A 13,333-nucleotide genomic window follows, 5' to 3' on the forward strand; every position below is an offset into this window, starting at 1 on the left:
ATGGAATGGCGTTGCAAAATACATTAGGGGGAACTAATAAACCCTATTGACAGGGGATAAAAAAGAAAATACGATATAATTGTGAGTTAGATATACACTATTTAAGGGGATGATCATTTGATCGCAATGAAGAAAGCGGTATGGGGCTCTCTCGCCGCAGCCCTCTTGCTGGGCGGATGCTCCGACAGCGGCAAGAAGCCAGCCGATGCGGCAGGCACGACCCCGGACGGTAAGAAGAAGATCAGCCTGAACTGGTTCGTGATTGCCGACAACAACGCGCAGCTTCCTTCCCCGGACAAAGATTTTGTCAAACAGACGATCGAGAAGAAATTCAACGTGGATCTCAAAATCCAGCACATGTCGTTCGGTCCCGATTATCAGAGCAAGGTTAATCTGCTGATCTCCTCCGGCCAGTCTCCCGATATGTTCTTTATGGGCGGGCGGGAATCCAACAAGTACATCCTGGATAAAGTGGTAACCGATATGGGCAAGTACGTGACTCCGAAGACGATGCCGAATTACTTCAAATATTGGACCAATGAAACGGAGCTCAAGCAGTACCAGGTGCAGGGCGCTTTCGGGCGGGCCCCGGTGCCTTTTGCCAGAACCCAGTATACGTCGTACTATATCCGCAAGGACTGGCTCGACAAGCTGAACCTCAAGATCCCGGAGACGTACGACCAGATGATCGAGGTTATGAAAGCCTTTACTTTTAACGATCCTGATGGAAACGGCAAGAACGACACCTACGGACTCACGGCAGCCGGCAATGGGGCCAACTTCGGACGCGATTTCCCCGCTTGGTACCAATACGGACGGCCTGCCGGATTTATTCTGGAAGGGGACAAGTTTATCGACTCGGCCAGCGACATTAAGATGAAGGAAATTCTGGAGGACACGAAGAAGCTTCTTGCGATGAAGGTCGTGGATCCGGACTGGTATTTGAACAAGACGGGACTCAATGTGGAGAAAGCGTCCCAGGGCAAGGCGGGCATTATTCTTTCCTCGGCGCGGGACATAGCTTTTGACAATAGCCCTACCAGCCTGCAGAAGAAGACGATCGATGTGACCGGCGTCAAAACGGTGGATTGGCAGCCGTTCCACCCCTGGGCAAGCACGGGCGTGATGTCAGAGGCGGTACCGGGCTCTCCGTTCCTGTTCAGCTCCAAAGCACCGGAGGAAAATCTTCAGCGAACGGCGGAAATTATGGACTGGCTGTTCGGTGAGGAAGGCTTCCTGCTGACCCATTACGGGCAGGAGGGGACCCACTACAAGAAAGAAGGGTCGAAGATTACGATAATCCCCGAAGCGTACAAGAAAGACATATCGGATAACGGCAATTTCCTCAATATTTATGGCGCGTTTACGCCGGAAGAGCCCTTCGTCCTGAAGCTGGAAGTGATTAACCCGAAGGAAACGGACCGTGACCGCAAAATTGTGGAGAAGCTCCGCACCTATAAATATGTACCTTCCCCGGGCACGAGCCTGACTCCGCCGCAGGGCTTCGATCTCGCTGCCTTCCGCGCGAAAATGAACGCCTATCACGCCAAAATCCTGTTCGAGGAGAAGGATGCCTCCAACTGGCCCAAATACCGCGAGGAATTGATCAACAAATACCAGGGCAAAGAGATTTTCGATAATTATGCGAAGCAGGTGTCCGAGGCGCTGGGCAAAACGTATACCTTTGTAGCGGCCAACCCATAACCCGATTCCCGATTCCACTGCCTTGCCAAGGCAGTGGAATTCGTCGTGGGGAAACTTGAAGGCCCTTGTCAATTTGTGTATGCTGGATGAGATAAGCAGGACTTCGGGCGGTGGAGAAGAGAGATGAAAGAAAACGGCAAAGCAAGCCGAAAGACGTTTCGGATCAGGCTGGAGGAGATGGCCAGCGTTCTAAGGGAAGAAATTCTGTCCGGCAGAAGAGCGGTGGGGGAGTTCCTGCCGTCGGAGCTGGACTTGACGAAGCAGTTTCAGCTGAGCAACAAATCCGTCCGCAAAGCTCTGGATATGCTGGTGGAAGAGGGACTGATCGAGAAGATCCCGAAGGTGGGCAACCGGGTGTGCGCCCCCTTGGATGAGAAGAAGACGCTGGTGCGCATCGGCTACCATCCGACGACGAACGACGAGACGGCCCTGACCGAAATGCTGGCGGCCTTTCATGAAAGCCATCCTCATATTCAAGTGCAGACAGTTGAGATTCCGGCGAATTTTCACAATTCCGTTCAGGAATATTTGGACGCCGACCTGCTGGATGTTTTCACCATCAATCAATGGACCTTTATGGAGTTTATCGAGAACGGGACCGTCGATCTGCTGGAGCCGTGTGAGCCAAATCCGGGGATTTACCCGTTTCTTACCCATGCGTTCACGCATAATGGCCTGAATAGGGTGCAGCCGTTCTCGTTCTCCCCGGTCATCCTATGCTACAACCGGGATCATTTTCAACAGCGGGGCCTGTCGGAGCCTTACAGCGGCTGGACATGGAACGATCTGCTGGAGCATGCCGGGAAGCTTGCTGTAGAGAACGAGAGGTTCGGCTTCTATTTCCATCTGTTGTCCCAGAACCGGTGGCCGATCTTTCCCCTGCAAAGCGGAATGGGGTTCGAGCGGGGAGAAGACGGACGCTACCGGATTTGCGGAAGTCCGCTAAGCGAAAGCCTGGAGATGTGCCGCCAAATCATTTACATGCCGAACGTCTTTCCGACGATGCTTTCGGCAAGCAACGCGGATGCGGAGGAGCTTTTTCGCAACGGTAAGGTCTCCATGATCATGACGAGTTATTTCGGGCTGAACCGGATCAAGGATTCCTCCATTTCTTATGATATAGCCCCTCTTCCGTTTCTGAACGAAGCGCGGACCCTGCTGGTCATCATCGGATTGGCGGTAAGCCGCAAATCGAAGGTTAAGGAAGCGGCTCGGCAGGTAGTAGAGTTCCTCCAGTCCTCGGAGGCCCAGCTCATCATGAGAAAGAATACGCTCAGTATACCGGCGGACAAGAGCGCGGCGGAATGGAAAGGGGAGGAAAGCATGGAGCGTCCTTCGCGGTACAGCATGTACCGGGAAATCGTTCCGACTTTCCGGCTGCTCAGCGACTTGAAGCTGAATTCCCGGCAGCTGTCGGAGGTTCTGCAGGAGGCCAAGCTCTATTGGTCGAAGCTGCAGGACATCGGAGTCACCTGCGCCCGTATCGAAGAGATTCTTTGAAGAACAACCTGAAGGCACTTACTGAACACCGGCCGTTGAAGCCGGTGTTTTTTTATGTGGATTAATCTATTAGATGTGAATTAGTTAGGAGAAATATTTTGATTGACAGGGGAATTTCCGATTAATTATAATCTAGATATAAATTAGATGATGGAGGTAAGGGCAAGAATGGGAATCCATCATCCATTAGGAAGGAGTTAGCTGAGCCTATGAAAGCCATCATTAATGATAGAGGTCAGGTTAAAGTAGCCGATGAGCCCCTGCCGCAAGTGAAGAGCCATTATATCCTGGTCAAAACCCTGTATTCCGCGATCAGTCCGGGAACGGAGCTTACCTCCCTGAGCCGGATGCCGGAGAATTCGGCTTCTCTTGGCTACAGCGCCGCCGGAATCGCCGTTGCCGTCGGTGACGGGGTGGAGGGAATCGGGGTTAACCAAAGCGTGGCCTGCTATGGAAGCCCTTATGTCAAGCACGCGGAATATCTGCTCGTTCCTAAGCATCTGGCAGTTCCTGTTCCGGAGCAGGTCAAGCTGAGGGAGGCCTCCACCGCCGGCTTGGGGGCCATTGCCATTCATGCTCTACGACAGGCTCAGCTGAGCTTCGGGGAAACCGTCGTGGTCGTCGGCCTCGGCATCCTCGGCCAGATTATGGCGAGGATCGCGGGAGCCGCCTGCGCCCGAGTGGTGGCTTTCGATCTATTGCCCGAACGGTGCGAAGCAATCGTTGGGGTAGACGGAATCCAAGTGTGCCGGACAATGGAAGAGCTGCGGGAGACCGTGGCGGAGGCCACGAACGGGAAGGGAGCGGACAGTGTCTTTCACTGTGCGGGCGGCAAGCAGAAGGAGCTGCTGGATGAGAGCTTTGACTGGCTGCGGGACCGGGGGCGTATCGTCATTGTCGGAGACATGTACATGGAGTTTACGAGGGGCAAAATGTTTCTGAAGGAGGCCCAGGTGCTCATCTCCCGCGCCGCCGGCCCCGGCCGGTATGATGAGGCGTACGAAAGGGACGGCTGCGATTACCCGATCGGGTATGTCCGGTGGACGGAGGAACGGAACCTGGCGGAGTATATCCGGCTGCTTGCCGAGCGGCGAATTGATGTAAGCGGTTTAATTACGAACTGCGTTTCGGTTGGGGAAGCCTGGCAGGTTTACGAGCAGTACCGGCATAACCCGGGATCCCTGCTTGGTGCCGTCATCTCGTACGGTTCCGCCGGGTCCTCCTGAGCGATCCCATCCTTGCTGGAAGAGAGAACGGAGGTATGACCCATGAAGAGCGACCATCCGGGAGCCGGTACCGAATGGACAGGAGCCCCCGGGCTTATGTCCCCGGCCGCCGGCAGAACCGCATGGAAGGCCGTCCTGGGTACCTTGAGAAGGTACCACTGGTTATATTTGATGATGATTCCCGGACTGCTGTACTACCTGATCTACCATTATATCCCCATGGCGGGACTCGTCATTGCTTTCAAGGATTACAATCTGATGCAGGGCATAGGGAAGAGCCCGTGGGTGGGACTGGAGCATTTCCGCGAGGTCTTCCGTTCCCCTGACTTTCCTCTACTGCTTAAGAATACCCTCACCCTCAGCCTGTACCGCATTGTGTTCAATATGCTTCCCGACGTCATCCTGGCGCTTGTTCTGAATGAAATCCGCGTCCGCTGGTTCAAGCAGCTTATGCAGACCGTCACGTACGGGCCGTATTTTCTTTCCTGGATCATTGTCTATGGGTTGACCTTCGCCTTCCTTGCCCCCGAATCGGGCCTGATCACTACTTGGGTCCGGGACCACATGGGGATCTCGCTCCAGCTGCTGACCGACAAGGAATGGTTCCGGCCGATCCTGCTCATGACTGACATCTGGAAGAACACGGGCTTCGGCGCCATTATCTATCTGGCGGCCCTCGCTACGATCAACCAGGAGCTCTATGAGGCGGCGGTCGTCGACGGGGCCGGACGCTGGAAGCAGCTGTGGCATGTGACGCTGCCCGGGATCCGCGATGTGTTTCTCATGCTGCTGATTCTTAGAATCGGCCACATTCTCGATGCCGGTTTCGAGCAGGTGTACATCTTCCTGAATGCCCGAGTCTACGAGGTGGGCGATATTATCGACACGTGGGTTTTCCGCAGGGGGATCGAGAATTTGGATTTCAGTACGGCCGCCACGGTCGGCTTGTTCAAATCCATGGTCGGCTTTATCCTTGTCGTTACGGCCAACAAGGTCGCCAAGAAATTCGGCGGCTCTGGAATCTGGTAGAAGGAGGGAACCCCCATGTCCTATGTCCTGAAGAAGACCAAAGCGGACCGGGCCGTCGATACCGTTCTCTACTCGGGCCTGGCCCTTTTCGGACTCGCCACTCTATTTCCTCTCTATTATGTGATGGTCATGTCGGTGACTCCGATCGCGGAGGTTCTCCGCAACGGCGGGTTCGTGCTCTGGCCGGACCGGATTACGCTCGATGCTTACCGGTACATCTTCGCAAGCGACCGCATCCCGGACGCCCTTAGCATCACGGTCACGGTGACGCTGCTCGGCACGCTGTGCAACCTGGTGATCACTTCTCTGCTCGCTTATCCGCTCTCCAAAAAGTACCTGCCCGGCCGCAACGCCGTGCTGGTCAGTATCGTGTTCACCATGCTCTTCTCCGGAGGGCTGATTCCCCTTTACCTGGTCGTCAGTGCCACAGGCCTGCTTAATACGATCTGGGCCCTCATCATTCCCGGGCTTGTCTCTTCGTTCAATATGCTCATCATGAAAAGCTATTTCGAGAACCTGCCCGCCGAGGTCGAGGAGGCCGCCAAGGTAGACGGCTGCTCGGACCTCCAGACGCTGCTGCGCATCGTGCTGCCGCTGTCGATGCCGATCGTCGCCACCCTCGGCTTGTTTTACGGCGTTAATCACTGGAACGCTTACTTCGGCGGGATCATGTACCTGACGGACAAGTCGCTCATGCCGATCCAAGTGGTGCTGAGAAGCATGATCCTGACGCCCAGCGTCAGCCAGGAGCTCGGCCTTAACGTCCAGGACCTTCAGCAGCTGCCTCCGGAGACCATCAAGATGGCCGCCGTCGTGGTCGCCACCCTGCCCATTCTGATCGTCTACCCGTTCCTTCAGAAGTATTTCGTAAAAGGCATGCTGCTTGGCTCCATTAAAGGGTGATCCCGGCCCAGCCGGTTAAACCAGTGCCTTTATCCGGCCGCTTTCGACGGGCGGATAACGCACCAATAGGAAGAAGGAGGTAAGGCAATGAGGACGAGGAAATCAGGAAGCGGGAGGGCATGGACAGGCACCCTCCTGGCCATGCTGGTGATGGCAGCGTCGGTGGGGGGAGCGCCAAACCGGGTGTCCGCGCAAACCGGAGCCCAGCAGGCTGTGCCGAATCTGCTGGCCAATCCCGGCTTTGAGCAGGTGAGCGAAGCGGGGGAGGAGATTCCCCGCTGGACCGTTTACCGGGGCGCGGACGGTACCGTCAAGCCCGGTGTTTCGGCTGAGGTGACGGACGAGACAAGCGCTTCCGGCGCCTACAGCCTATCCGTTCAGGATAACAACACGTCGGCGGCTATCGTCGTTTACAGCGACCCCATCGAGGTAACGGCCGGACAGTCCTATAAGCTCGGCCTGAAGACCAAAGGAGCAAGCGGAACGGTCTATGCGGCGGTCCGCTTCTACAAGAAAGCGACGGATAATCCGATCTCGGCCTTTATCGCGAAGCCGCCTTTGATGACGCTCGCCTCTTCGCTGTCCTGGCTGGAGATGAGCCTCGATGCCCCGGCCCCTGCAGATGCAGCGTTTGCCCGGGTGCTGCTCTATACAACATCGGCCGCGAAAGGATCGGCCTCGGTAGACGATGTGGCTTTTTCCGTTAAATCCGATGTGCCGGCCAACCCCATTCCTTTTAAATTAACGAATCTCGGTCCCCAGGTCCATACGATCAACACCCACCGGGCCGCCCTCGGCAAGGATGCCTCTGGCAATCCCGTTGCCTATTCGACGATGGTCGGCATCCCCGCCAAGCTGCTGGTCATCGACGTGAAGACAGAGAAGCTGATCGCCGCGGTTCCGATTGAGGATACGGTTAACGGCACGTCCTATTCCTGCACGTATGTCCGCGGGCTCAGCGTTCAGCCTGACGGCACGGTGTATATGGCGGGGACGCCCAGCAACCTGTTCAAGTATGTTCCCGGCGCCAGCAAGGTGAATTTCGTCAGCAAGGTGACGGGGACACAGGTTTTCGATATGAAGAACGGACCGGAAGGAACCTTGATCGGCGGCACCTACAGCCGCAGCGAAGCTTTTGAATTTAATCTGCTAACGGGCACCAATACCAATCTCGGCCGCATCATGGACAATGAATCCTATGCTTATTCCGTCGCCTACGACGAGCAGCGCAACGATGCCTACTTCGGGATCGGAGCCCATGCCCATCTGATCAAATACGACCGCGACACGCAAACCAAGACGGAAATCCCCATTCCCGAACGTTACCAATCCAGCCAGTTTATTTACGATATGACGGTAGCGGGCGACAAGCTGTTCATGCGTTTCTCGCCGGGCTTGACGGTCGCGATGGACTTGAACACGGGACAATTTGACGAGGTGGACGGGAACGTCACATCCCGGCTGGTTTCCCCGAAAGCCCCTTCGGACAACCGGATTTACTATACGTCGGAGTCGAAGCTGGGCTATTACGATACCTTGACTAAGCAGTATGTGTCTCTTGAAGTGGAAACCCAGGGGGATATGAACGGGTTCGGGTTCGCCCAGCTGAATGACCCGCAGTATCCCGGCGACACCCTGATCGGGGTTACCCGTGAGGGAAGGCTCTTCAAGTACAACCCGACGACGGGTCTTGCCAAAAGCATCCGGCTCGGCATCGAGGGAGTGCCCACGGAGCTGCAAACCGTGGAGGTAGGACCGGACGGCCTGGTGCATACAAGCGGCTACTTGTCGGGCGGAACCGCGATCTTCAACCCTTTTACCGGGGAGACCGAAGAGTTTACGAACGAAACGTTAGGGGACAACCAGAAGCTTCCGGGCTCGCAGACGGACCGCATTTATCATTACGGGGACAAGGTTTATTACGTTAATTACTCCAATATGAATGTATACGAATTCGATCCGGCGAAGCCGTGGAACCGTCTCGACCCGGTGTCCCCGAATCCCCGGCTGCTGTTTACCGCCTCCGATGTAGGCTACCAGGACCGCGGGTTGGCCGGTATTATGATGGAGGATGGGAAGCTTGCGATCGGGACCGTTCCGAAATACGGCCATCTGGGCGGAGCCCTTGCGATCTATGACACGGTGACCGACGAGAGGGAAGTGTACTGGAACATCGTCGACCAGCAGAGCGTCACGGCTGTCACTTACAAGGACGGGCTGATTTACGGCGGCTCCAACATATGGGGAGGACTGGGAGCCGATCCGGTGGCGACGGAAGCGAAGCTGTTTATCTGGGACGTCCAGTCGAAGCAAAAGGTGTTCGAGATGACCCCGGTGCCGGGGGCCAAAGGCATTACGGCTCTGATCGCAGGCCCGGACGGCAACATTTGGGGCTCGGCCGAAGGGTACCTGTTCATCTTCGATCCCGTAACCCGGCAGGTGATCCATACTCAATTGTTAATGCCGCGGAGCTATGCCAGCGCCGTCTGGAGGGATACGCAGTTCGAGATCGGTACGGACGGCAACGTATACGGGGTTCAGGCCAATCAGTTCTTCGTCATCGATGCCGCCACCAAGGAAATGAAAGTCATCCGCAATGTGGGCAAACGAAATTGGCTTTCCCAGGATGCGTACGGGAACTTCTATTTGACGGAAGGGGCCGATCTGCTTAAGCTGACCATCCCCAGTCTGATTCTTCAACCGACGGGAGCGGAGCTTTCTTTGTCCCGTACTACCTTGACTCGAGGCGAGAGCTCGGATCCGGCCATCAGCGCCCTCTTCCCGCAGGGCCGGTCGATCACCCATCTAGAGAAGCGGGCTCCCGTCTATACGAGCAGTCATCCCGACGTGGCGGCCGTGGAGAACGGCAAGCTTGTCGCGTTAAATCCGGGAACAGCGGAGATTTCGGCGGAGGTGGTCCTGGATGGGGTGACGCTTGTCACGAACCGGGTAACCGTGACGGTCAGCGTTACCTTGGATTCTCTGGAAAAGGAGCTGCAAGGGTATCTCGAGAAGGGGGATGTCGCAGCGGAGAGCAGCGAGGTGCTGCGCAATGCTTTGCGCCAGGCCCGCCACTTTGTGGAGAAAGGGCAGCCTGTGCAGGCCCGGCACCAGCTGGAGCTCTTTGCTAAGCAGCTCACGGTCAAGGATAATCAGCACCGGCTGGACGAAACCGCCGCCAGTATTTTGTCGGCAGATGCCGCCGCCCTGTCGGCTTCGTTAGAAATACCGTCCTAGGCAGCCGTAGGTGTGGAAATTTCTTAAGGCAGAATGGTTGAAGGAAGCAGGTCCCTTTCTGGAAGGGCCTGCTTTCTTTATTTATGTGAAATAGTTCTTTATAAAGAACAAATCGGGTGATATAGTGGAGAAAATGAGCAGGATTTAGCAGGGGGAAAGAAACATGATTGGTCGTTATAAAGAACATGAGGGGCGGATAAAAGGCCTTGCCCCCCGGAGCCTTCCGGGACTGCTGGCCGAGAGGGCGGCGAAATCACCGGAGGACACCGCTTATCTCTTTCCGGAGACGGAGCAGGCCTATACCTGGTCCTCCGTATGGAAGGAAGTCCAGTCGCTGGCCTGCGGGCTGCTGGAGCTTCCCGTCCGCAAAGGAGACAGGGTAGCTCTCTTGATGACGGGCCGGATGGAGATGGTGCTCTCCCTGTATGCGGCGGGCTGCATCGGAGCCGTCGCCGTGCCGCTCAATGCGTATTCCCGCAAAAAGGAGCTTAGGGCTTACCTGGAGGATGCCCGCCCGGCGGTTCTGATTCTCGGCCGGGAAGGACACGGCCAGCATTATCCGGCCCTGCTGCGGGAGATGATCCGGGAGAGCATGACGGATGGGGAGGACCTTTCCTGGCTGCCTTCCCGGGTCTATGTTCTGGGAGAGGATCCAGCCGCCTGCGCTCCCTTTCGTCCGTTCGCTGAGCTCACCGCCGCCGGAAGAGGGGCAGACACCCGGGAGCCGTTCCTCGCCGCCTGCCGATCGGTACATGAGGACGATCCGCTGGTGCTGCTCTATACCTCCGGAACGACCGGAACACCGAAGGCCGTGCTGCGAAGCGCCGCTTCCTTCCTCCCGCCTGCCCGGAACAAGGGGATAGCGGGAGAATGGGCGGCTCGGGTCACCGACCGTCTGACCCGCGGCTTTCCGGTGCTCAACCTGCTTCCGCTGTACCATCTGGGCGGCTTCGGAACGATTCTCACCAATCTGCATACGTGCAGCATCCCCATCGTGATGCTGCGTCATTATCACCCCGGCCGGGCGCTGGCCCAGCTGTCGGCCTGCCGCTGCCGCGTGCTGATCGGCACGCCGTACATGATCCAGCGGATGGTCGCTTCTCCCGAAAGGGCAAGCTATGACCTCCGTCCTCTGCTCGGGGTGGTCTTCACCTCCGCGGCCGTCACGGCAAACGTACTGCGGAAGGTCATTGAGGAGCTCGAGCTGTCCTTCTTTCTCGTCAGCTACGGCTCCTCTGAGGCCGGGTCCGTTTCGAACGGAGCCTGCTTCCTGCCTAACCGGAGCCGGCCCCTGCTGTCGATCCTGTACCGCCTGCTGAAGGCCGCGGGCCTTCTCAGCGGGATGGTGAAGCCGGAGGCCTTCGAGGGAACGGCCGGCTCCCTGGCGGGCAAGATCGAGAAGGGAGTGGAGCTCCGCATTCTCCATCCGGAGACGGGCCGGCTCCAGCCTCCCTACGAGCCTGGCGAGATCGCCGTCCGCAGCCACCGGGTGATGCGCTACGCGAAGGAAACCGGCGACCGGCCGTCGCATACAGGGGACGGGTGGTACCGGTCCGGGGATATCGGCTATGTGGACGGCGAAGGCAACCTGACGATCTCCGGCCGGCTGAACCGGCTCATTCACCGCGGCGGAGAGAAGATTTCGCCGGCTGAAATCGAGGGCGTCCTGCTCGGCCATCCCGAGGTGGACGAGGCCTTCGTGCTGGGCTTGCCCGACGAGCTGTACGGCGAGCAGGTTTGCGCCTGCGTCGTGGCCCGGGAAGGAGCCGGGCTCACGCCCGACAAGCTGCGGGGCTTCGCGGCGCCGCAGCTCGCCGCCTTCAAGCTTCCGCAAACGATCGTGTTCCTTCCCGAGCTGCCGCTGTCCCCCTCGGGCAAGATCGCGGTGCCCGAAATCCGGGCCGCCTTGGAAGGAAGAGGGGAGTGGAAGAAGCATGCGTAACTACTACCCGGGCATTACCCTGTTCAAGCTGGCGGGCTGTCTTCTCGTGCTGCTCGCGCACGTGTTCCTTCTCCGGTACCTGAATGTCATTCCCGGTAAGCAGCTGCAGTTCGTTCTGCTCCTGGGCCGCGTCATCGTTCCGTGCTTCTACGTGACGGCGGGCTTCCTCGCCTACCAGGGCTGGTCCCACGCGGCCGATCCGCGCCGGTATGCGGGCCGCTACCTGAAGCGGCTCAGCCTGCTCTATCTCCTGTTCTGCCTGCTATTTGCGGCGCAGCATACGATTCCCGAGCTTGTCCGGGGAGGCTTCGGCCCCACGGCCATTCTCAACCAAGCGAAGATTCTGGTGATTATGTTCTTGGTGAACGGGCCGTTCGTCCAGTTCTGGTTTATCCCCCCGCTGCTCTTCGGCATCGCGGCGGCCTATCTTCTGTGGCGCGCCGGCCGTCTTCGCCTAGCGGGCCTGCTTGCCCTGGGGAGCTTCCTCGTCATTCAACTTCTCGGAGGAAGCTTACGTCCGCACGGCGGGTTGGTTCCAGTCCTTCTGCCTTTCCTGAATGCCGACCAGGCGGGGTATCTCGAGCTCGCCTTGACCCGGTATGCCGGCTTCGGCTTCCCTTTTGTTATGGCGGGCGTTCTGCTGGGCCGTTATGAGCAGGCTTTCCTGCGTGTCCGGCTTCGGCCCTATCTTCTTCCGCTCATCGGGCTCAATGCAGCCGAGGCCTGGTTTCTGATGAGGTATGCCGAGTGGAGCCCGGATTACCGGCTCGCCCTCAGCCTGCTGCCGAATACCCTGCTTCTGTTTTACGGCATTCTGAAGGTGAGAAGCCAGGCCGTCCGCCGTTACCACGGGTGGATCAACCGGTTTGCCGTCGCCACCTTCTGCGCCCACATTCCCTTAATGGCCCTAAACCTCTATGTGCTTAATTGGAGTGTGGAGAGCATGAGCGGATGGCAGGATCTCGCTTATCTCGCCCTGACGCTGGTCGAATGCCTGCTCGTTACCTATCTCGCCGGAAGGCGGTGGAGGAGACAAGCCGGCAAGCCTGCCGGAAGGAAAGCGGCACTCGGCTAACAGGCAAGCCTGCCGGAAGAGAAGTGGCGTTCGGCTAACGGGCATGCCTGCCGCAAGAGAAAAGCGCTCGGCTAGCCGGCACGCCTGCCGGAAGAGAAGAGGCGTTCGGTTAGCCGGCAAGCCTGCCTTTGTCGGCCGAGAGGCCGAAACAGACCGGTCCTCGGGCTGCAGGGCCTTTCCGCTGCTCTCCAGCCATTGCTATCCATAATCCAAACACCCCTAAGCGGCTTTCGACGTCATGACCATGATGCCGAAGGCCGTTTTTTTGTCTAAGCGCGTGTACCCATCTTCCGGCCTACGGACCGAAGGCAATCGGTTTACCGGGGGTGGACAGTGAATTTGCCGCTCCTGCTTTATAGGGAGCGGCCCGTATACTATAATCTAACGCGGTTCCGGAGGCCGTAGATGGGCGGCCTAGAAATGCCCGGACCATCCTGTCGGAGCATCCTGATTGAGAAATCATCTTCTTCAGCGGATATTCCGGCTTTGAATATGTCCAGCAGGCTTTACGGCTCGAGGCGTTCGACTACATCCAGAAGCCGTTCACGCCCGATCAGATCCTCGAGGTTGTGCTGATGGCGAAGAACGAGCTGGAGCAGGCGGGCATCAAGGAACCGCCCAAAACGCTTCAGGAGCTTGACGGGACCGTCTTTTCTTTTCGCGGAATCGGGCGGATAATGAGACATTGGCTTTTTTGGGAGTAAGGGAAAGAAAGGG

9 protein-coding genes are annotated in these 13,333 nt (G+C 57.6%); all 9 read left to right on the forward strand.

The features are described from left to right. Positions 1 to 117: 117 nt before the first annotated feature. The 9 genes from MJA45_RS04455 to MJA45_RS04495 all read left to right on the forward strand — a co-directional run bounded on the left by MJA45_RS04455 (position 118) and on the right by MJA45_RS04495 (position 13,320). A complete protein-coding gene (locus MJA45_RS04455) occupies positions 118 to 1,704 on the forward strand; it encodes a type 2 periplasmic-binding domain-containing protein (RefSeq protein ID WP_407083105.1) in 1,587 nt (528 codons plus the stop codon). Positions 1,705 to 1,827: 123 nt separating this feature from the next. After that, entirely contained in the window at positions 1,828 to 3,204 is a 1,377-nt protein-coding gene (locus tag MJA45_RS04460; protein ID WP_315606083.1) for an extracellular solute-binding protein, read from the forward strand. Positions 3,205 to 3,413: 209 nt separating this feature from the next. Further along, positions 3,414 to 4,430, forward strand: coding sequence for a zinc-dependent alcohol dehydrogenase (locus MJA45_RS04465; protein ID WP_315606084.1), 1,017 nt, complete (start codon positions 3,414 to 3,416; stop codon positions 4,428 to 4,430). 42 nt (positions 4,431 to 4,472) lie between these two features. After that, on the forward strand, positions 4,473 to 5,459 hold the full coding sequence (locus MJA45_RS04470) for an ABC transporter permease (RefSeq protein ID WP_315606085.1): 987 nt from the start codon (positions 4,473 to 4,475) through the stop codon (positions 5,457 to 5,459). Positions 5,460 to 5,474: 15 nt separating this feature from the next. Continuing rightward, positions 5,475 to 6,362: a carbohydrate ABC transporter permease gene (locus tag MJA45_RS04475; protein WP_315606086.1), complete on the forward strand. Its 888-nt coding sequence runs from the start codon at positions 5,475 to 5,477 to the stop codon at positions 6,360 to 6,362. A gap of 87 nt (positions 6,363 to 6,449) precedes the next feature. Then, positions 6,450 to 9,599: an FIMAH domain-containing protein gene (locus MJA45_RS04480; protein WP_315606087.1), complete on the forward strand. Its 3,150-nt coding sequence runs from the start codon at positions 6,450 to 6,452 to the stop codon at positions 9,597 to 9,599. Between the two features lie 163 nt (positions 9,600 to 9,762). After that, positions 9,763 to 11,541 carry a class I adenylate-forming enzyme family protein gene (locus tag MJA45_RS04485; protein WP_315606088.1) on the forward strand — a complete coding sequence of 593 codons (1,779 nt, stop codon included), beginning with the start codon at positions 9,763 to 9,765 and terminating at the stop codon, positions 11,539 to 11,541. Beyond that, a complete protein-coding gene (locus MJA45_RS04490) occupies positions 11,534 to 12,616 on the forward strand; it encodes an acyltransferase family protein (RefSeq protein ID WP_315606089.1) in 1,083 nt (360 codons plus the stop codon). Before MJA45_RS04485 ends, MJA45_RS04490 begins: the two co-directional genes overlap by 8 nt. A 575-nt stretch (positions 12,617 to 13,191) precedes the next feature. Then, entirely contained in the window at positions 13,192 to 13,320 is a 129-nt protein-coding gene (locus MJA45_RS04495; protein WP_315606090.1) for a hypothetical protein, read from the forward strand. Positions 13,321 to 13,333 lie beyond the last annotated feature (13 nt).

The organism is Paenibacillus aurantius, assembly GCF_032268605.1.
Lineage (GTDB): Bacteria > Bacillota > Bacilli > Paenibacillales > NBRC-103111 > Paenibacillus_AO > Paenibacillus_AO aurantius.

What these genes read in the sequence shown, in the direction of transcription:
- MJA45_RS04460 (WP_315606083.1), top strand. Translation starts at nt 1,828, where the DNA reads ATGAAAGAAAACGGCAAAGCAAGCCGAAAGACGTTTCGGATCAGGCTG.
- MJA45_RS04465 (WP_315606084.1), top strand. Translation starts at nt 3,414, where the DNA reads ATGAAAGCCATCATTAATGATAGAGGTCAGGTTAAAGTAGCCGATGAG.
- MJA45_RS04470 (WP_315606085.1), top strand. Translation starts at nt 4,473, where the DNA reads ATGAAGAGCGACCATCCGGGAGCCGGTACCGAATGGACAGGAGCCCCC.
- MJA45_RS04475 (WP_315606086.1), top strand. Translation starts at nt 5,475, where the DNA reads ATGTCCTATGTCCTGAAGAAGACCAAAGCGGACCGGGCCGTCGATACC.
- MJA45_RS04480 (WP_315606087.1), top strand. Translation starts at nt 6,450, where the DNA reads ATGAGGACGAGGAAATCAGGAAGCGGGAGGGCATGGACAGGCACCCTC.
- MJA45_RS04485 (WP_315606088.1), top strand. Translation starts at nt 9,763, where the DNA reads ATGATTGGTCGTTATAAAGAACATGAGGGGCGGATAAAAGGCCTTGCC.
- MJA45_RS04490 (WP_315606089.1), top strand. Translation starts at nt 11,534, where the DNA reads ATGCGTAACTACTACCCGGGCATTACCCTGTTCAAGCTGGCGGGCTGT.
- MJA45_RS04495 (WP_315606090.1), top strand. Translation starts at nt 13,192, where the DNA reads ATGGCGAAGAACGAGCTGGAGCAGGCGGGCATCAAGGAACCGCCCAAA.